The sequence below is a fragment of the Aureimonas sp. OT7 genome (genome assembly GCF_014844055.1).
In the GTDB taxonomy this organism is placed as follows: domain Bacteria; phylum Pseudomonadota; class Alphaproteobacteria; order Rhizobiales; family Rhizobiaceae; genus Aureimonas; species Aureimonas altamirensis_A.
The window spans coordinates 1,412,408-1,433,736 of sequence record NZ_CP062167.1 but is presented as its reverse complement, the minus strand read 5'-3'; the positions used below and the strand labels follow the sequence as shown (position 1 = coordinate 1,433,736).

The window sequence follows — 21,329 nt, the reverse complement described above, 5'->3', positions numbered from 1 at the left end:
GTTTAAGGGGGAATGTCTCAAGCATTCCGAACGGCGGAAAGTGATTGCGAACGTGCCTCTGCGTAGAACGGGCATCGTCCTGACCTTGATGGCTTCCACGATGTGCTCCGCCCTTCTGGCCGGAACGCCATCGGCGCATGCCTTCGAGCTGTTCGGCTTCAAGTTCTTCGAAGGCGAGGATGATTCCGAACCGGTGCTCGATCCGGTCAACTACTCGGTCACGCTGACGCTCACGCAGCCTGTCGACGGGCTGGAAGATGCGATGGAAGCCGCATCCACGCTGATCGCCGACGAAGACGAGCCGGTATCCGGCTCGCTCGGCCTGCTGGCCAAGGCGCGCAACGACCGCAAGCGGCTGGTTGCCGCCCTGTACGAAAATTCCCGCTATGACGGCATCGTTACCATCCGCATCGAGGGGCAGGACATCGCGACCCTGCCGCCGGACACGGCGTTCAATACGGCGGGTACGGTGCCCGTAACCATCACCGTGGAACCCGGCCAGCTCTACAAGGTCGGCCGGGTTGCCATCACCACGGACGGCCCCCCCGTGGTGGACCCGGCGGATTACGAGTTGACCCGCGGTTCCTCGGCGGACTCGACGCGGATCCTGTCGGCGCAGAACCGCATATATCGCGATATCGAGGATACGGGGCGCCCCTTCGCGGCCGTCACGCACCGGGACGTCATAGCCGACTCGGCACGTGGCGAACTGGACTACGAATTGTCGCTGTCGCCCGGGCAGCGCGTTCCCTTCGGCGTGACGAGCGTCAAGGGAACCCAGGCCGTGCGGCCCGGCTTCGTCGCCTACATGGCCGGCATTCGCCCCGGCACGGTCTATTCCCGGCAGGAGCTGGCCGACGCGCGCGAGCGACTGTCCAAGTTGAACGTCTTCTCCAGCGTCAATGTGCGCCCCGCCGATGGCCAGGTCGCCGATGGGACGCTGCCGGTGATGGTGGAGGTGGCGGAACGTCCCTTCCGCCTCTTCGGTGCGGGCGCGACCTTCTCCAATACCGACGGCGCCGGCGTGAACGCCTATTGGCAGCACCGCAATCTGTTCGGCGGGGCGGAGAGCCTGCGCATCGAAGGCGCGGTGACCCGCATCGGCGCGAACGAAATTTCCAATGCCGGCCGCGAGACCGACGGGTTCGACTATCGCGGCTCCGCCGTCTTCCGCAAGCCGGGCGTGCTCGGCCCGGATTCGGTCTATATCGGTTCGCTGACCGCCCTGCGGGAACAGCCACTTGCCTACGACCGCGCATCGGTGGCGGGCTACAGCGGCGTCGAGTATCGCATCGACAAGCAGCAGTCCGTCACGGCCGGCATCCTCATCGAGTATGAGGAGATAAAGGATTATCTCGGCACGGAAGACTTCCTGATCGGGTCGGTCCCGCTCAGCTATACTTACGACGCCCGCGACAACGAGCTGAACCCAACCGGCGGCTACATGCTGAAGGCGACGGCGGAGCCCTCCTACGACGCGTTGAACTCCGTGCCCTTCTTCAAGGCCCGTGGCGACGCCTCGGCCTACCTGTCCTTCGACGAGGACGGCAGGTTCGTGGCGGCCGGGCGGGTGGCATACGGCACCATCCTCGGCGCCGACCTCGAGGACGTGCCGAACGACCGGCGGTTCTTTGCCGGCGGCGGCGGCTCGGTCCGCGGCTATGTCTACCAGTCGATCGGCCCTTATTTCCCGAGCTTCGCCCTGCCCGGGACAAACCCGGACTTCGTCGATACGCCGACGGGCGGCCTGTCGCTGTTCGAAGCCTCCCTGGAGCTGCGCATCGGCATCACGGAAACCATACAGATCGTACCCTTCGTGGACGGCGGAACGGTTTCCGACGACCTTTTCCCCGATTTCGGCGAGTTCAAGATCGGCGCGGGCGTCGGCGCCCGCTACCTGACGAGCTTCGGCCCGATCCGCGTCGACGTCGGCATTCCGCTCGATCCCGGTCCGCGCGACGGCGATTTCCAGATTTACGCAGGCATAGGGCAGTCGTTCTGATGCTGCAGTTCCGCACCGTCCGCACCCGCATCGCCGCCCTCGCCGCCCTTGGCGGGGCGTTCCTGTTGCCCGCGCCCGCAGCCCATGCGCAAGGGTTCATCGCCAACCAGATCGAAAACCTGATCTCGACCGAGAACGCGCAGGTGGAGATCGAGGGCCTGTCGGGCGCGCTGTCCGGCAATATCCGCATCGAAAGCCTGACCGTATCGGATCCGGACGGCGTCTACCTGACGGCGCGCGATCTGGCGCTGGACTGGTCGCCGACGGCGCTGATCCGGCGCACGGTGGAAATCCAGCGCCTGACCGCGGGCTCTATCGACTTCACGCGGCTGCCGCAGGGCACCGCCGCTACGGCCGAGGATGACAGCGGCGGCGGCGGATTCTCGCTGCCCAACATCACCGCCAATGTCGGCGAGATCTCCATCGGCCGCTTTACGCTCGGCGAGGCCGTTGCCGGCGTCGCGGCGGAACTGTCGGCCAATGGTGGGCTGAACCTCACGCGTGACCCGGCCGCGCTCGATGTGCGCCTCGCCGTGGAGCGGCTGGACAGGCCGGGTACGGTCAACGCGACGATTGGCTTTGCCCCGGACGCGAACCGCCTGGTCCTGAACGTCGATGCGAACGAGCCGGAAGGCGGCATCATCGCCGGCCTCCTGAAGCTGCCCGGCGCACCGCCTGTCACCGTCAACGTCACGGGCAATGGTCCCCTCAGCGATTTCACCGCCAATGGCGCGCTCGACATCGCGTCCGAACGCGCCATCACCATCGAGGCGGCCGTGCAGGACGGCGCCGAGGGCCGGCGCCTGACCGCCAATATCTCCACGATCACCGGCCCCTTCGTGCCGGCGCAGTACGCCGACATGGTGGGCGAGACGGCCACGGTCGCCGCGGATATCCTGCTGCGCACCGAAGGCGGCATCGTTACAGTCAACCGCGGCCAGCTCGTGTCGGGCGCACTGCAGCTCGATGCGTCCGGCACCTACGACCCGGCCGGCTCTACCAACGATCTGCGCGTCACGCTGGCGACGGACGAGGGCAACCCCGTACCGCTCTCGTTCGGCCAGCTCGGCGCACGCAGCGTGCTGGAAGTGTCGTCGCTGGACGCCACCCTTTCCGGCGCCCTGGCATCGGCCGCGCTGACCGTCGAGGCGGCGGCGCGCACCGCAGGCTACGAGGATTATCTTGCGCGGGATGTCACGCTGCGCGCGACGAGCCCGGGCTTCGACCTGAATGCGATCTCGGGCCCGTTCCAGCTTGCGCTGGACGCCGCCAGCGCCAGCGCGCCGGAAGGCGTCGCGGCGAACGTCTTGACCGGCCCCATCGCCCTCGCCGTCGATGGTCAGCTGACGGAGGGCGAGATCGTCATAGACTCCAACAGCCTGACGACAGGCGCGGCCAGCGCCGCCGTCACCGGGCGGGCGGCGCGCGATTTCTCGACATTCGACTTCGCCCTGCGCTCCGACGTGGAAAGCGCCGCGTTGGCGCAGCAACTGACGCAGTATGCCGGCGAGCGCATCGCCCTCAGCGGTTCGGTTTCGCGCACGGCCGAGGGCTACGAAGGACGCGACCTCACCATCGAAGGCACGGGTCTTTCGGTCGAGGCATCCGGCAGCCTGTCCGGCGAAACCATTTCGGCCAATGCGTCGGGCACGCTCGACCAGGCACAGATACCGGACTCCGGCTTGACCGGCACCGCCGACTTCACCCTGAATGCCGCCGGCACGCTCGGTGCACCGCAGGTCGACCTGACGTTGAACGGCGCGAACCTCGACATAGCGGGGCGGACGCTGCAGGAAATCACCGCTCGTATCGATGGCACCTTCGCACCGGAGGCGCCCAACGGTACGGTCGCGGTCAACGGGCGGTTCAACGACCAGCCGCTGGAAGTGACGGCCGATTTCGATACCGCAGGCGACGTCCGAAACTTGCGCAACCTTGCCATCGTGCAGGGCGACAACCGCGTCACCGGTGCAGTGGCGCTCACCGCCGCCAACGTACCGTCCGGCGATCTCGATATTGCCGCACCCGATCTATCCACGCTCGCGGGCCTTGTCGGCGTCGAGGCCAGCGGCGACGTGGCGGGTACGCTCGCCTTCACCACGCCGGGCGGCGCGCCGCAGGCCGCCATCGACATCCGGTCCACCTCGTTGTCCTTCGGCGAAACGGACCTGGCCAATGCCACGGTGGATGTGACCCTGTTCGATTACATCGACAGGCCGCAGGCCGAAGGCGCGATACAGGCCGCGTCGCTGGCCCTGACCTCGCTGACGGTTGCAGCCCTCGACATCGACCTGTCGCGCCTCAACGATGCGACAGTCATCGATGGCAGCACCACCATCAACACTATCGCCACCGCATTGAACGGCAGCGTCTCCTCGATACAGGGCGAGACGGCCATAGACCTGCGCCGCCTGACGGCCGACATCGATGGCGCCGCCGTGGCGCTGCGGGAGCCGACCCGCGTCACCATCGGGCAGAGCGGGGTCAACCTTGGACGCATCCTTCTGGCCGTCGGCCAGGGCGGGCTGGAGCTGACCGGCGCAATTTCCGACGAAGTCCAGCTCGACCTGGCGCTGGATGCCTTCCCCCTCGCCGTCGCCAACCCCTTCGTCGCCGGTCTAGATGCGGCGGGCACGCTGTCGGGCGACGTGTCCACTGCCGGTCCGGCCGACAATATCCGCGCCGATTTCAATGTGGCGCTGGCCGGGCTGCAGAGCGCCCAGACGCGCCAGGCCGAGCTGCCGGCCGTGGACGGCGCCCTTGCGGGACGGTATCGCGGCGGCATCGCAAGCCTGGATACGGCCCGTCTGGAAATCGGCGGCGGTACGGTGACCGTGTCGGGAGACGTCGGCCAGACGCTGGATGCCGTCCTGACCCTCACCGACATTCCGGTATCCATCGCCAATGGTTTCGTGTCCGATCTCGGCGCATCCGGCATGCTCAGCGGGCGGGCCGAGGCGACGGGGGACCTCGACAACCCCATCGTCGTCTTCGACCTCGACGGGCGCGACATTTCGGCTGAAAGAGTGGCCGCCGCCGGCACCGGGTCCATGACGATCGACCTGTCCGGCCGGCTGGCCAACTATACCGTCCGCCTGTCGCAGGCCGTCGCCGACATCGGGTCCGGATCCGTCCGCGCCACCGGCAGCGTCGGGCGGGATCTCGACCTTGATCTCGACATCGACCGCCTGCCTGTCGCGCTGGCCAATGCCTTCGTGCCGGGACTCGACGCCACGGGCGACGTTTCGGGCACGGCAAGGGCCACCGGCACCCTGGCGCGTCCGCAGGCGACGTTCCAGCTTGCGGGCGGCAATCTTGCCGCCGCGCCGTTGCGCCAGTCGGGCGTGGACACGGTGGCGCTCGACATTGCGGGCGCCTACCGCAACGACGCGCTGACGCTCGAGCGGGGCGACATCCGCGCCGGTGGCGGCACGTTGAACGTGTCCGGAACGGTCGGCGATACCCTGGATCTGCAACTGGCCATGCAGCAGCTTCCGCTGGCGCTGGCCAATGCGGCCTCCCCTACCCTCGGAGCGCAAGGCACGCTGTCCGGAACGGCGCGCGCCACAGGCTCGCTTGCGGCGCCCGCCGCCACCTTCGATATCAATGGTGCCAACATCTCGGTTGCGGCCTCGCGCGCCGCGGGCGCCCCTTCGGCAAGCCTTGTCGCGGCGGGCGATTTCCGCGACGAAACGGTTGCCCTGCGCACCGCGCGCATCGACCTGTCCGGCGGCGGCAGCATCGTGGCCACAGGCAGCGCAGGACGGCGGCTCAACCTCGATGTGACCCTGTCCGACGTTCCCGCCTCCATCGCGGCGGCGGCCGCGCCGGACGTAGCGCCGCAGGGCACGATCGGCGGCAACATCCAGGCGCGCGGCACCATCGCCAATCCGGATGTCACCTACGACATGCGCGTCGGCGGCCTTTCCCTGGCCCAAACGCGGGAGGCGGGTGTCGGCCCACTGGATGTCGCGGCACGGGGCACCTATGCGCAGAACAGGGTTACCCTGGACGGCAACCTCTCCGGCTCGGGCATCGCCTTCAACGCCGACGGGTCCGTCAACCTGGCGGGCACGCCGGCCTTCGACCTGGCGCTGAACGGCAACGCGCCGCTGTCGCTGGCCAACCGCATCCTGGCCGAGGGCGGCCGCTCCATCCAGGGCGATGTCAGCGTCAATGCACGCGTGTCCGGCACGGCGGCCAACCCCAATGTCAGTGGCACCGTGTCCACCAGCGGCGCCCGCTTCGTCGATACCGGCATCAACCTCGCGGTCGAGAACATCAACACGACGATTGCCTTGTCCGGCGACCGCGCGTCGATCAACGCCTTCTCGGCCAATCTCGGCAGTGGCGGCTCGATCAACGTCGCAGGTGGCGTCGGCCTCGGCGCGGGCTTCCCCGCCGACATCGCCGTCACCATCCGCGATGGCCGCTATGCCGATGGCGAACTGTTTTCCACCCGGCTCAACGCAGACCTGACCCTGACGGGCCCGATTACCGGTGCTGCCGTGCTTGGCGGAACGGTGAACGCGCAGGAAATCGCCATCGTCGTGCCGGACACGCTGCCCAGTTCGCTTGCCGATCTCGACGTGCGGCACGTCAATGCGCCGGCTGCCGTGTACCGCCAGCAACGGGAGATCAATCCGGACTCCGGCGCCAGCGGCGCCAGCGGCGGCGGCATCACCCTGGATCTGACGCTGAATGCACCAAACCGCGTCTTCGTGCGCGGCCGTGGCCTCGACCTGGAGCTGGGCGGCACCATCCGCATCACCGGACCGGCGTCCAATGTCGGCATCGTCGGCGGCTTCGACCTGCAGCGCGGCCGTTTGCAGATCCTCAGCCGGCGGCTGGACTTCGAGCGCGCCTCCCTGTCCTTCACCGGCAACCTCATCCCGACGCTGGACTTTTTGGCGCAGTCGGATACGGGCGAGGCTACCGTCTACGTCGCGGTCACCGGCCCGGCCGAAAACCCGGCATTCACCTTCAGTTCCAGCCCGGCGCTGCCGCAGGACGAGGTGCTGGCCCGGCTGATCTTCGGACAGGCCACCAGCGACCTGTCGCCCCTGCAGATCGCGCAGCTCGCTTCGGCGGCCGCGTCGCTGGCGGGCGTCGGCGGCTCGACGGGGCTTCTCGACAATCTCCGCTCGCAGCTCGGCGTCGACGACATCGACATCCGCACCACGGCGGATGGGCAGGCGGCGGTGGGTGTCGGCCAGTATCTGAACGAGAACACCTATATCGGCGTCGATACCACGGGACGGGTCTCCATCGACCTCGAGCTCGGGCGCGACATCAAGGCGCGCGCGGCCGTCACGGCCGGGGGCGGCGGCGAGGTCGGCGTATTCTATGAGAAAGAATACTGAGGGCGGCCCCGCCCTCGCCGTCCGGCGCACATTAAAATTTCGTCATAGATGGAACGATTGTCTCTATGCCTCATTTCAGGCCGATGGGGCGTATCCAATCCTGTCATGTCAAATTCACCTATGACCATGGAGTGTGAACCATGAGCGAAGCACGCGAACCGTCCGAAATCGATTATCGCGTCGGCAGCCACTTTTCCGACCCGGCCGAAGTGGTCGACGACAGAAACCTGTCGCACGGCGAAAAGCAGGCCCTGCTTGAGGATTGGCGGTTTCGCCTGGACGCGCGCGTCGCGCGGGCCGGCACCAGCGACGTCGTCCGCCGGCGTCATGCGTCCCTCGACAAGGCGCTGGACAGGCTGGACGCCACCCGCCACTGACGCCTTCTGCAGCGCCACAGCGCAGCTTATTTCTGCCCTCCCCGCGATCTGCCCCTTTCCGAATGTGGAAAGGCGTTAGATAGTGACCGGGACAACGCGCCGCAGCACCCTTATGGTGCGGCGCAGCACAACAGCAGGGCAGGCAGTAAACGTGGCTGATACTCATGGATATGGCGCAACGGTCCGCACTCTTGCGGAGCGTGGAGAAGCGGCACGCGAGCGCGGCATCAAGGCGCTCTTCGAAAGTGCACCCGGGCGTTTCGATGCGTTCAGCGCCGCGCTGGAGGATCTGACCCTCGATTATTCCAAGACGGCGTTCGGCGCGGAAGACCGCGAGGCCATGTTTGCCTTTGCGCGCGCATGCGGCCTGGAAGAGCGGCGCGACGCCATGTTTGCGGGCGCCCGCATCAACGCGACGGAGGGGCGTTCGGTGCTGCATGTCGCGTTGCGCGGCCGGCCGGACGATGGCTACGAGGCGGCCGGCGTGTATGTCGGCGACGACGTCGAGGACGTCCTTGTCGCCATGTCCCGCTTTTCGGACGGCATCCGCAGCGGCGAGATCGCGCCGGCACAGGGCGGCCGGTTCACCGATGTCGTCAATATCGGTATCGGCGGCTCCGATCTCGGGCCGGTGATGGCCACGCTGGCCCTTGCGCCCTATCATGACGGGCCGCGCCTGCACTTCGTGTCGAATGTCGACAGCGCCCATATCGCCGATATCCTGCGTGGGCTCGACCCGGCGACGACGCTGTTCATCATCGCATCGAAAACCTTCACCACCATCGAGACGATGACGAACGCCGCGACGGCGCGGCGCTTCATCGCCGAGGCGCTTGGCGAGGATGCTGTCGGGGCGCATTTCTGCGCGGTGTCGACGGCGCTGGACAAGGTTGCCGCATTCGGCATTGACGAGACGCGCGCCTTCGGCTTCTGGGATTGGGTCGGCGGCCGCTATTCGCTCTGGTCGGCCATCGGGCTGCCGCTCATGATTGCGATCGGTCCCGACCGGTTCCGCGAGTTCCTGGCGGGCGCCCGGGCGATGGATCGCCATTTCAAGACGGCTCCGATGGCCGAAAACCTGCCCATTCTTCTGGGTCTGGTCGGCTGGTGGCATCGCGTCGCGCAGGGTTGCCCCTCGCGCGCCGTCATTCCCTACGATCAGCGTTTGGCGCGCCTGCCGGCCTACCTGCAGCAGCTCGACATGGAATCCAACGGGAAGCATGTCGGCCTCGACGGCGAGCGCGTGAAGACGCCGACCGGGCCCGTCGTATGGGGCGAGCCCGGCACCAATGGGCAGCATGCCTTTTTCCAGCTCCTGCATCAGGGCACCGACGTCGTGCCGGTGGAGTTCCTGCTGGGCGCGAACTCGCACGAGCCCGATCTGCAGGATCATCAGGACCTTCTGATCGCCAATTGCCTTGCGCAGAGCGAGGCGCTGATGAAGGGCCGCACGCTGGAAGAAGCGCGCCAGCAACTCCTGGCCGCGGGCCGTTCCGCCGACGAAGCGGAGCGCATCGCGCCGCACCGCGAATTTTCCGGAAACCGCCCTTCCCTCACCATCCTGTATCGCACGCTGGACCCGTACACGCTGGGCCGCATCATCGCGCTCTACGAACATCGGGTCTTCGTGGAAGCCCAGTTGTTCGGGATCAACGCCTTCGACCAATGGGGCGTCGAACTGGGCAAGGAACTGGCGACGGGCCTCCTCCCCGTCGTCCGCGGGGAAGCATCTGCCGAGGGTCGCGACGCATCGACCGTCGGGCTGGTGAACGCGATCTCGACACTGAAAGGGTGACACCATGCCGAACGACGCCACGTTGCCGACGGCCGAGGCCGCCAACCCCATGCGCCGGGCCACGCACAACCCGCTGCCCCGCGGCAACGACGCCGATACGCTGGCGCTCGAGATCGTCGAGAAGCTCACCTATTCGCTGGGCAAGACCACAGGCGTCGCCCGCATGTACGACTGGATGGACGCGACGTGCCTGGCCGTGCGCGACCGCATCATCGACCATTGGATTTCCTCGACCCAGAAGGTCAACAAGGACCAGTCCAAGCGCGTCTGCTACCTGTCGATGGAATTCCTGATCGGTCGGCTTTTGCGCGACGCGATCAACAATCTCGGCCTTGCCGAGCCGGTGAAGCAGGCTCTCGCCCGCTACGGTGTCGAGCTCGACCTGGTCGAGCTGCTGGAGCCGGATGCGGCACTGGGCAATGGCGGCCTCGGCCGGCTCGCGGCCTGTTTCATGGAAAGCATGGCCTCTACCGAGGTGCCGGCCTTCGGGTACGGCATCCGTTATGTCCATGGCTTCTTCCGCCAGGAGATTGCCGACGGCGCCCAGGTGGAACTGCCGGAAGACTGGCTGGCCCATGGCAACCCCTGGGAGTTCGAGCGCCGTGAGACGGCTTACGAAATCGGCTTCGGCGGCAAGGTGACCATGGTGGAAGAGCCGGGGCGTCCGCCCCGCTGCGTCTGGCGTCCGGCCGAGCGCGTCCTGGCCGTCGCCTTCGATACGCCCATCGTCGGGTGGCGCGGCAAGCACGTCAACACGCTGCGGCTGTGGAGCGCACAGGCGCTGGACCCCATCCTGCTCGATGCCTTCAATTCCGGCGACCACATCGGCGCCCTGCTGGAATCGAACCGCGCCGAAGCCATTACCCGCGTCCTCTACCCGGCCGATTCGCATCAGGCCGGACAGGAACTGCGGCTTCGGCAGGAATTCTTCTTCTCGTCCGCCTCGCTGCAGGACATCGTCCGCCGCCATCTGCAGACCTACGACACGCTGGCAAACCTTGCGGACAAGGTGTCGATCCAGCTCAACGATACGCACCCGGCCGTCTCGGTGGCGGAATTGATGCGCATCCTGGTCGACGTGCACGGCATGGAGTGGGACGAGGCCTGGACCGTCACCCAGGCGACCTTCTCCTACACCAACCACACGCTGCTGCCCGAAGCCCTGGAAACCTGGCCGATCCATCTGTTCGAGCGGCTGTTGCCCCGCCAGATGCAGATCATCTACGCCATCAACGCCGACATCATCCGTCATGCCCGGCAGGACAAGGGCCTTGGCGACGGCGAAGTCTCTGCGATCTCGCTCATCGACGAAAACAACGGTCGCCGCGTGCGTATGGGGCAGCTGGCGTTCGTCGGCTCCCACGCGGTGAACGGCGTTTCCGCGCTGCATACGGACCTGATGAAGGAAACCGTCTTCCACGACCTGCACCGGCTGTTCCCGGACCGGATCGAAAACAAGACCAACGGCGTGACGCCACGCCGCTGGCTGTTCGAATGCAATCCCGGCCTGTGCAGCCTGCTCGACGAGACTATCGGCACCGCCTACCGCGACGACCTCGAAAGGCTGATCGACCTCGACCCTTATGCCGATGACGCCAGCTTCCGCGACCGGTTCGCGGCGGTGAAGCTGGCCAACAAGCAACGCCTTGCCAAGGTGATCGAGGAGCGCCTAGCCACCTATGTCGATCCGAGGGCCATCTTCGACATCCAGGTCAAGCGCATCCACGAATACAAGCGCCAGTTCCTGAATATCATCGAAACGGTGGCGCTCTACGACCAGATCCGCTCCTCGCCGCACCTGGAATGGACGCCGCGCGTCAAGGTCTTCGCCGGAAAGGCGGCCCCCAGCTATCACGAAGCCAAGGAAATCATCCACCTCATCAACGACGTGGCCAGCGTGATCAACGCCGATCCGGCCGTGCGCAACCTGCTCAAGGTCGTCTTCATCCCGAACTACAATGTCAGCCTGGCCGAAATCATCATGCCGGCCGCCGACATTTCCGAGCAGATTTCCACGGCGGGGCTGGAGGCTTCGGGCACCGGCAACATGAAGTTCGCGCTCAACGGCGCCCTCACCATCGGTACGCTGGACGGAGCCAACGTGGAGATGCAGGAACATGTGGGCGCGGACAACATGTTCATCTTCGGCCTCAAGGCAGACGAAGTGGCCCGCAGGCGCGCCGACGACCATCGCGGCCAACCGCTCATCGACCAGCAGCCGCTGCTGCGCGCCGCGCTGGATTCCATCGAGGGGGGCGTGTTCTCGGAGGGCGAGCCGGCGCGCTATCGCAGCCTTGTCGGCTCCCTGCGCGACAGGGACTGGTGGATGATCGCCGCCGACTTCGACTCCTACTGGCAGACGCAGCGCCGGCTGGACACGCTCTGGCACGACAAGGCGGACTGGAACTGCATCGCCGTCCACAATACGGCGCGCATGGGCTGGTTCTCCTCCGACCGGTCGATCGCCGAATATGCGCGCGATATCTGGCATGCGGGAGCATTCGAAAAGAAGGGGTGAGCCTGCAGCCATTTTAGCCACGGCGGCATATGGCGTCCGCGCCGGGGGGCGCTATCTTCGAGTACAGATCGGCCGAAGGGCCGGCGAAATGTTCAGTGCCCGCCCACGCGCGGGCCGGGAGGGACTGAATGCCGAATGAGCGCCATGTGGCTCCGATTTCGCGCGATACGATGGCCTACGTGCTTGCAGGAGGGCGCGGCAGCCGTCTGATGGAACTGACGGACAGCCGGGCCAAGCCGGCGGTTTATTTCGGTGGCAAGTCGAGGATCATCGATTTCGCCCTGTCCAACGCGGTCAATTCGGGCATCCGCCGCATCGGCGTGGCGACCCAGTACAAGGCGCACAGCCTGATCCGGCATCTGCACCGCGGCTGGAACTTCCTGCGGCCGGGCCGCAACGAGAGCTTCGACGTGTTGCCCGCCTCGCAGCGCGTATCGGAAGACCAGTGGTATGCGGGCACCGCCGACGCCGTCTTCCAGAACCTCGACATCATCGAGGCCTATGACCCGAAATACATCATCATCCTTGCGGGCGACCACGTCTACAAGATGGACTACGAGATCATGCTGCAGCAGCATGTGGACACCGGGGCCGACGTCACCATCGGTTGCCTGGAAGTGCCCCGCATGGAGGCGCGCGGCTTCGGCGTGATGCATGTGGACGAAAAGGGCCGCGTCACCGACTTCATCGAAAAGCCCGAGGATCCGCCGGCGATACCGGGCCGGCCGGACACCGCGCTCGCGTCCATGGGCATCTACGTCTTCTCCACCGCCTTCCTGGCCGATCAGTTGCGGCGCGACGCAGCCGACCTCAAGTCCGCGCGCGATTTCGGCAAGGATATCATCCCCTATGTCGTTCGCCATGGCGCGGCCTACGCGCATTCCTTCAACCGCTCGGTCGTGCGCTCGTCCAACGAGGCTGACGCCTACTGGCGCGATGTGGGCACCGTCGACGCCTACTGGCAGGCCAATATCGACCTGACCGATGTCGTCCCCCAGCTCGACATCTACGACCGCGACTGGCCCATCTGGACCTATGCCGACGTGACGCCGCCGGCCAAGTTCGTGCATGACGAGGATGGGCGGCGCGGTTATGCCGTATCCTCCCTGGTATCGGGCGATTGCATCATCTCGGGCGGGTCGCTGAAACGCTCGCTGCTGTTTACCGGCGTGCGCATGCGCTCCTATTCGCGGCTCGATCATGCGGTGGTGCTGCCTGGCGTCGTCATCGGCCGACATGCACGCGTCAGCCACGCCGTCATCGACCGCGGCGTCGAAATTCCCGAAGGACTGGTCATCGGCGAGGATCCGGAGCTGGACGCCCAGCGCTTCCGGCGCACCGCCAGCGGCATCTGCCTCGTGACGCAGCCGATGATCGACAGGCTGACGCACTTTGGGTGACATTCGCGTTCTTTCGGTCGCCTCGGAAGTCTTCCCCCTGATCAAGACCGGGGGCCTTGCCGACGTTGCGGGCGCCCTGCCCCTGGCGCTGGAGCGCCTGGGCAACGATGTCCACACGCTGATGCCGGCCTATCCCAGTATCCTGGACCGCGTCGGCCCCCTGGCGCCGAAGGCGCATTTCGCCAACCTCTTCGGCGGCGCCGCCACGGTACTGGCGGCGCAGGCGCACGGGCTGCAGCTGCTGCTGCTGGATGCCCCCCATCTCTACGACCGGCCCGGGGGGCCGTATATCGGCCTCAACGGCTACGACCACCCGGACAATTGGGCGCGCTTTGCCGCACTCGGCAAGGCAGCGGCCGAGATCGGCCTTGGCGCCATCGACGGCTGGCGCCCCGATATCGTCCATGCGCATGACTGGCAGGCGGCGCTGGCGCCGGTGTACCTCGCCTTTGAGCCGGGGCCGCGTCCACGCACCGTCATCACCATTCACAACCTTGCCTTCCAGGGCGCGTTTCCGCACACGATCCTTCCGGCGCTCGGCCTGCCGGACACCGCCTGGTCGATCGAGGGCGTCGAATATTATGGCTCGGTCGGCTTCCTCAAGGGTGGCCTGCACGCCGCCGACCTCATCACCACGGTCAGCCCTACCTATGCGGCGGAAATCCTGACCCCCCATGGGGGCATGGGCCTCGACGGTCTGCTGCGCGGCCGCGCCGACCGCCTGGTCGGCATCGTCAACGGCGTTGACGTCGAGACATGGAACCCGGCGACAGACCCCGAGATCGCCGCCAATTTTACCATCAACGACATCTTCAAGCGCCAGATCAACAAGCGGGCGCTGGAAGCCGAGTTCGGCTTTCTCGAAGACGACGGACCGATCCTGGCGGTGGTGTCGCGCCTGACGTGGCAGAAGGGCCTGGATATCCTCGTGGAGGCGATCGAGCCCATCGTGGCAGGCGGCTTCCGGCTGCTCATCGTCGGCTCTGGCGACCGGCTCCTGGAAGGCGAGTTTCTGGCCGCCTCGGCGCGCCATGCCGGGCGCATCGGCGTGCGCATCGGCTATGACGAGCCCCTGTCGCATCGCGTTCAGGCGGGCGCCGACGCGCTCATCGTGCCATCGCGCTTCGAGCCGTGCGGGCTGACGCAGCTTTATGCGCTGCGCTATGGCTGCCTGCCGGTCGTCTCGCGCGTCGGCGGCCTCGCCGACACCGTCATCGATGCCAACGTGGCCGCCGTAACGGCGGGGGTGGCCACGGGTGTCATTTTCGAGCCCGTCACCCGCGATGCGCTGGTGAAGGGCCTGGTAAGGCTGCGCCGCCTGTACGAGGACCCCGCTTTGTGGCGGGACATCCAGTTGCAGGCCATGCGCAGCAATGTTTCATGGGAACTCAGTGCCCAGCGCTATGCCGGGCTTTATCGCGACTTGCTGAAAGATCAGGATCGATGAGCATCTTAACCGTTGAGACCAGACCCTTCGACGACCAGAAGCCGGGCACGTCGGGCCTGCGCAAGAAGGTGCCGCACTTCCAGCAGCCGAACTACGCCGAAAACTTCATCCAGGCGATCTTCGATGCGGCGGACGTCCCCGAAGGCGGGACGCTCGTGGTGGGCGGTGACGGGCGATATTTCAACCGGGAAGTCGTCGGCACGGTGATCCGCATGGCAGCGGCAAACGGCTTCGGCCGGGTCGTGGTCGGCCGCGACGGGCTTTTGTCCACGCCGGCGGCCTCCAACCTGATCCGCCAGCGCAAGGCGGCGGGCGGCATCATCCTGTCGGCGAGCCACAATCCCGGCGGGCCGGACGGAGACTTCGGCATCAAGTACAATGTCGCCAATGGCGGCCCCGCCCCGGAAGGCGTCACCGAACGCATCTATGCCCGCACCCGGGATCTGTCCCAGTACCGGATCTCCGATGCGCAGGCGCCCGATCTGTCGCAGCCGGGCACGACGCGGATCGAGGCCATGGACGTCGAGATCGTCGATCCGGTGGCCGACTACGCGGCCCTGATGGAAACGCTCTTCGACTTCGACGCCATCCGCGCCGCCATTGCCGGCGGCCTGACGCTGCGCTTCGACGCCATGCACGCGATCACCGGCCCGTATGCGACGGAGATCCTGGAGCGCCGCCTTGGGGCGCCGGCGGGCAGCGTCGTCAACGCCGTGCCGCTGGAGGATTTCGGCGGCGGGCACCCGGACCCCAACGTGGTCTGGGCCGCCCCGCTGGTGGACCATTTGATGAGCGCCAATGCGCCGGCGTTCGGCGCCGCTTCCGATGGCGACGGTGACCGCAACATGATCCTCGGCAAGGGCATCGTGGTGACGCCGTCGGACTCGCTCGCCATCCTGGCGGCCAACGCGCACCTGGCCAAGGGCTATGCCGGCGGCATTTCCGGGATAGCCCGCTCCATGCCGACCAGCCAGGCGGCGGACCGGGTGGCCGCGAAAATGAAGATCGGCATGTTCGAAACGCCGACCGGCTGGAAGTTCTTCGGCAATCTGCTCGATGCCGGCAAGGTGACGATCTGCGGCGAGGAAAGCTCGGGCACCGGCTCGGACCATGTGCGCGAGAAGGACGGGCTCTGGGCCGTCCTTCTGTGGCTGAACATCCTCGCGGTGCGGGGCATGGGCGTTGCCAACATCGTCCACGAACACTGGAAGACCTATGGCCGCAACTATTACCAGCGGCACGATTACGAGGAAGTCGACAAGAAGGCTGCCGAAGACCTGATGGATTCGCTACGCGGCCGCCTCGCCTCCATGGCAGGGCAGCGGTTCGGCACGCTGGTCGTCTCCGAGGCCGACGACTTTTCCTACAAGGATCCGGTCGACGGCTCCGTCGCCACGGGGCAAGGCGTCCGCATCATCTTCTCGGGCGGCTCGCGCATCGTCTTCCGCCTGTCGGGCACGGGCACCAAGGGCGCCACCTTGCGCGTCTATCTCGAGCGGTTCGAGGCTAACCCCGACAAGCACGACCTGCCCGTGGAGGAAGCGTTGAAGGAATTGATCGAAACGGCCGACGCCATCGGGGAAATCCGCAAGCGCACCGGCCGCAGCGAACCCGACGTCCGCACCTGACGGGGACGGCCATGGAGGGCACCCGTCGCATAGATGGGCGGTGGTGGCTGGCGACGCTCGGCGTCGTCGTCGCCGCCGCCGCCATCCTTCTTTTCATGGGCCGCGTCCCCATCTGCGAATGCGGATCGGTCAGGCTTTGGCATGGCGCGGTCGCCAGTTCCGAAAACTCGCAGCACCTGTCGGACTGGTACTCGCCCTCGCACCTCATCCACGGCTTCATCTTCTATTGGTTCCTTTGGCTCATCAGCCGCAACAAGAGCATGGGCTGGCGCCTGTTCATCGCCACCATCATCGAGGCCGGCTGGGAGATCGTCGAAAATACCGACGCGGTCATCGCGCGCTATCGGGACTCCACAATCGCGCTCGACTATTTCGGCGACAGCGTGCTCAACTCCGTATCCGACATCGGCTTCATGATCGCCGGATTCCTTCTGGCGGGCCGCCTGCCGGTCTGGGTGACAGTCGCCATCGCGATCTTCTTCGAGCTGTTCACCGGATACATGATCCGCGACAACCTGACGCTCAACGTCATCATGCTGGTATGGCCGCAGGACTGGATCCGGGCGTGGCAGGGCGGCGCTTGACCGGCATCACCGCCGAACGGGGCCTGCCGCCACGCCTGGGCGCGGTCGTGGATGGCGACGGTGCCCACGTCTCCATCGTATCGCGCCATGCGGACAGGATGGAGCTCTGCCTGTTCGAGGGGGGCATGACGCGCGAAAACCGGCGCCTGGCGCTGCCGGGGCGCCAGGGCGACGTCTTCTTCGGCTTCGTACCCGGCCTGAAGGCCGGCGCCCTCTACGGCTATCGCGCTTACGGCCCCTGGCAGCCGGCCAGCGGCCACCGCTTCGACCCGGCAAAGCTGCTGGTCGATCCGTATGCGATTGCGCTGGACAGGCCATATGCCTACGATCCACGCCTGTCCGCGCCGCCCGATGCCGCGGTCGATACGGCTTCGCTCGTCCCAAGGGCCATCGTGACGGACCTTCCGCTCGATGCCGCGCCGATGCCGCCGAGCATCCCGGGCTTCACCTATGAATTGCCGGTGCGCGGCTTTTCCATGCGTCATGACGGCATCGCCCCCAGTCTGCGCGGCACACTCGCCGCGCTGGCGGAGCCGGCGCTGATGGACCATGTCGCCGGGCTCGGCGTCCAGACGGTAGAGCTGATGCCCTTGTGCGGCTGGATCGACGAGCGGCATCTCCACGCGCTCGGCCTGCGCAATGCCTGGGGTTATAATCCCGTGACCCACATGGCGCTCGACCCGCGCCTTGCCCCCGGTGGCTATGGCGAGTTGCGCCGCGTCGTGGACGCGTTCCATGCGCGCGGCATCCGCGTGCTGGTCGATGTCGTCCTGAACCATTCGGGCGAGAGCGACGAGTTCGGCCCCACCCTCTCCTATCGCGGACTGGACAACCGCCTCTATTACCGCACCCATCCGGACGACCCCGGCCTGCTCGTCAACGATACGGGCTGTGGCAATACGCTGGCGCTGGAGCGCGGGCCGGTCGGCCGCATGGCGCTCGACGCCCTGCGGCTGATGGTGCAGGCGGCCGGCGTCGACGGTTTCCGCTACGATCTCGGCACGGTGCTCGGACGCACCGAAACCGGTTATTTCGAACCCGACGCACCTTTGCTGCGGCAGATCGCCGAAGACCCGATCCTTTGCGACCGCATCCATGTGATGGAGCCCTGGGATATCGGCCCCGGCGGCTACCAGCTCGGCAATTTCAAGCCGCCCTACCACGAATGGCAGGATCGCTTCCGGGACGATATCCGCCGCTTCTGGAAGGGCGAGGACGCGATGGTTGGCGCCGTGGCGACACGTCTTGCCGGCTCGGCCGACCTGTTCCAGCGCAATGGACGCCTTCCCTCCGCCGGCGTCAACTTCATCGCCGCGCATGACGGGTTCTCGCTTGCCGATATCGTCGCCTACGAGCGCAAGCACAACGAGGCGAACGGCGAGGAAAACCGCGACGGGCACAATGAGAACCATTCGTGGAACTGGGGCGTCGAGGGCTTCACCCGGGACGCGGCGGTGATCGAGGCGCGCAGGCGCGATATCCGCGCCCTTCTGGCAACGCTGTTCGTGGCGCGCGGAACCCCGATGCTGACGGCCGGCGACGAATTCGGCCGAACGCAAGGCGGCAACAACAACGCCTATGCACAGGACAACGACCTGTCCTGGCTGGACTGGGCAGCCGCCGATCGGGCGCAGGCCGACTTCACCGCCCGTCTCGCCGCGTTGCGGGCCCGCCACGCGGCCTTGTCGGCGGACGCCTGGCTGAGCGGCGAGCCGACCGAGGGGTGCGACCTGCCCGACGCTACCTGGTACGGAGAAGACGGCATCCTGACCATCGACGGATGGCAGCAGGCGGACCGCCGTCTTCTCGGCCTGTTTCTGCGGCGCGCCGACGACGGGGTGCTCGTCGTCTTCAACGCCGGCATGGGCGAAGCGCTGATGGCCCTGCCGCCGGCCCGGCCGGGCCGAAGGCTGGTGGTGAAGCTGCGTTCCGACACGCCGGAAGCGGGGGAAGCCACGGTATCGGACATGCTGCGGGTCGGGCCCCGCTCGGTGACGATTCTGGTGGAAGAAGCGGGCGACCCATCGCAATCGGCTGCCTGACCTCTTAGGTTGGCGGAATCCGAGTGACCCGGCCCGACGACGCGATGACCATCCGCCAGCTATCCGAACATATGATCGACCAGATCGCTGCCGGCGAAGTGGTCGAGCGGCCGGCCAGCGTCGTCAAGGAACTGGTGGAAAACGCGCTCGACGCAGGGGCAAGGCGCATTTCCATCGTCACGGCGGGCGGCGGCAAAAGCCTGCTGCGCGTGAGCGACGATGGCTGCGGCATTCCGGCGGAGGAACTGCCGCTGGCGGTGCGGCGGCATTGCACGTCCAAGCTTGCCGACAGCCTGCACGATATCGCGACGCTCGGCTTCCGGGGCGAGGCGCTGCCCTCCATCGGCTCGGTGGCGCGGCTGTCGATCCGTTCGCGGCCGGCAAACGCGGCGGACGCCGCCGAGATCCGCGTGGAGAACGGCGTCCTGCAGGGGCCGCGCCCGGCCGCCCTGTCGCAGGGTACGGTGGTGGAGGTGCGCGACCTCTTCTACTCCATCCCGGCGCGGCTGAAATTCCTGAAGGGCGAACGGGCGGAAAGCGGCGCCATCACCGATGTCGTGCGCCGGATCGCCTTGGCCTTTCCGGCTGTCCGCTTCGAGCTGACGGGAGAGGACCGTACCCCTACGGTCTACGAGGCGGCGTCCGACCCCCTGGCGCGCATTGCCGACGTGATCGGACAGGATTTCGCCGACAACGCGCTCGAGCTCGACGCCCTGCGCGAGGGGGTGGGCCTGACGGGCTTTGCGGGGCTGCCCAATTTCAATCGCGGCAACGCGCTTTACCAGTTCTTCTACGTCAACGGCCGTCCGGTGCGCGACAAGATGCTGCTGTCGGCCATGCGGGGCGCCTACATGGACGCCATGGCCAGGGACAGGCACGCCGTGGCCGCGCTGTTCCTGACCATCGATCCGCGCGACGTCGACGTCAACGTGCATCCAGCCAAGGCGGATGTCCGCTTCCGCGATCCGGGACTGGTGCGCGGGCTGGTCGTGGGCGCCATCCGCGCACGGCTGGCCGATGGCGGACTGCGATCCACCACCAGTGGCGCGGAAGCGATGCTGGCGGCCTTCCGCCCCGCCACGACGACGCAGAAGCTCGATTTCGGGTCGAATGCCCCGCACGACAGGCCGGAGCCGAGACCCACCGGCTATACGCCGGCCACCTCACCCTTCCGCCCGCTCGGCAACACGGCTCATGGTCTGTCGAGCCCCGGCCCCATGGGCGGGATGCCGCCCCTCGCACCCTCGGCCCGCGTCGGCGAGCAGGCGGCGGAGACGACCGACGAAACCTTTCCGCTGGGAGCGGCACGCGCGCAAATCGACAAGGCGTTCATCGTGGCGGAAACGTCCGACAGCCTGGTGATCGTGGACCAGCATGCAGCCCATGAGCGCCTGGTCTACGAGGCCCTGAAGACGGCCTTGCACGACAGGCCGCTGCCGGCCCAGATGCTGCTGATCCCGGAGATCGTGGACCTGCCCGAGGCCGACGTGGACCGGCTGATGGATGCGGCAGAGACGCTCCAGCGTTTCGGCCTGTGCCTGGAGCGCTTCGGCCCGGGCGCGATCGCCGTGCGCGAAGTGCCCGCCATGCTTGGGCAGGTCGACGCCACGCAACTGGTCCGCGATCTGGCCGACGAGTTGGCCGGGTCCGATACGACGGACGGGCTGAAGGCCCGCATCGATCACGTAGCCGCCACCATGGCGTGCCATGGATCGGTCCGGTCGGGCCGCGCCCTGCGGGCCGACGAAATGAACGCCCTTCTGCGCGAAATGGAGCGCACCCCAGGCTCCGGGCAATGCAATCACGGACGGCCCACCTATATCGAGCTCAGGAAAGTCGATATCGAGCGCCTGTTCGGTCGGCGTTGACGATGCACCGCCGACCTGATTGAACCATAGCCGCGACATCGAATGCGAACGGGAAAGCCACGGTGATGATGAACCGCATGGACGGCGGCGGGGAAGCCAGGATCAACTATCTGGACGGGGATTTCGAGGTCGTGCGCCCCGGCGCCTACGTGCTTTGCGCCGTGACGGGGCAACCGATCCCCCTCGACCTCCTGCGCTACTGGAGCGTCGCTCGGCAGGAAGCCTATGTCGACGCGGCCGCCAGCCTGAAACGCGAGCTGGAGATCAACCCGTCTCTCGGCCGCGCCACCGGCTAGGGCACGCGC

The 21,329-nt window shown here is 66.9% G+C and carries 12 protein-coding genes; all 12 read left to right on the top strand.

What is annotated here, in order from left to right:
• Window positions 1–52 precede the first annotated feature (52 nt).
• Entirely contained in the window at window positions 53–2,002 is a 1,950-nt protein-coding gene (locus tag IGS74_RS06905) for an autotransporter assembly complex family protein (RefSeq protein WP_246723018.1), read from the top strand.
• Window positions 2,002–7,365: a translocation/assembly module TamB domain-containing protein gene (locus IGS74_RS06900; RefSeq protein ID WP_192390373.1), complete on the top strand. Its 5,364-nt coding sequence runs from the start codon at window positions 2,002–2,004 to the stop codon at window positions 7,363–7,365. The genes IGS74_RS06905 and IGS74_RS06900 overlap by 1 nt, the downstream gene beginning before the upstream one ends.
• Window positions 7,366–7,505: 140 nt before the next feature.
• Complete coding sequence (locus IGS74_RS06895; protein WP_060603764.1) at window positions 7,506–7,742, top strand: hypothetical protein; 237 nt, start codon at window positions 7,506–7,508, stop codon at window positions 7,740–7,742.
• A 151-nt stretch (window positions 7,743–7,893) separates the two neighbouring features.
• Window positions 7,894–9,537, top strand: coding sequence for a glucose-6-phosphate isomerase (gene pgi / locus IGS74_RS06890; protein ID WP_039190703.1), 1,644 nt, complete (start codon window positions 7,894–7,896; stop codon window positions 9,535–9,537).
• A gap of 49 nt (window positions 9,538–9,586) precedes the next feature.
• Window positions 9,587–12,055, top strand: a complete 2,469-nt coding sequence (locus IGS74_RS06885) for a glycogen/starch/alpha-glucan phosphorylase (protein WP_192391496.1) — start codon at window positions 9,587–9,589, stop codon at window positions 12,053–12,055.
• 128 nt (window positions 12,056–12,183) lie between these two features.
• The gene (gene glgC / locus IGS74_RS06880) at window positions 12,184–13,455 is read left to right on the top strand and encodes a glucose-1-phosphate adenylyltransferase (RefSeq protein ID WP_192390372.1); all 1,272 of its coding nucleotides are present in this window, start codon (window positions 12,184–12,186) and stop codon (window positions 13,453–13,455) included.
• A 1-nt stretch (window position 13,456) separates the two neighbouring features.
• Entirely contained in the window at window positions 13,457–14,902 is a 1,446-nt protein-coding gene (gene glgA, locus IGS74_RS06875) for a glycogen synthase GlgA (protein ID WP_192391493.1), read from the top strand.
• Window positions 14,899–16,530 carry an alpha-D-glucose phosphate-specific phosphoglucomutase gene (locus IGS74_RS06870; protein ID WP_192390371.1) on the top strand — a complete coding sequence of 544 codons (1,632 nt, stop codon included), beginning with the start codon at window positions 14,899–14,901 and terminating at the stop codon, window positions 16,528–16,530. Before glgA ends, IGS74_RS06870 begins: the two co-directional genes overlap by 4 nt.
• Before the next feature lie 11 nt (window positions 16,531–16,541).
• Window positions 16,542–17,114, top strand: coding sequence for a DUF2585 domain-containing protein (locus IGS74_RS06865; RefSeq protein ID WP_192390370.1), 573 nt, complete (start codon window positions 16,542–16,544; stop codon window positions 17,112–17,114).
• On the top strand, window positions 17,111–19,156 hold the full coding sequence (gene glgX, locus IGS74_RS06860; protein WP_246723016.1) for a glycogen debranching protein GlgX: 2,046 nt from the start codon (window positions 17,111–17,113) through the stop codon (window positions 19,154–19,156). The genes IGS74_RS06865 and glgX overlap by 4 nt, the downstream gene beginning before the upstream one ends.
• A gap of 44 nt (window positions 19,157–19,200) precedes the next feature.
• On the top strand, window positions 19,201–21,024 hold the full coding sequence (gene mutL, locus IGS74_RS06855) for a DNA mismatch repair endonuclease MutL (protein ID WP_192391490.1): 1,824 nt from the start codon (window positions 19,201–19,203) through the stop codon (window positions 21,022–21,024).
• A gap of 65 nt (window positions 21,025–21,089) precedes the next feature.
• A complete protein-coding gene (locus IGS74_RS06850; RefSeq protein WP_192390368.1) occupies window positions 21,090–21,320 on the top strand; it encodes a DUF2093 domain-containing protein in 231 nt (76 codons plus the stop codon).
• The last annotated feature ends 9 nt before the right edge of the window (window positions 21,321–21,329 follow it).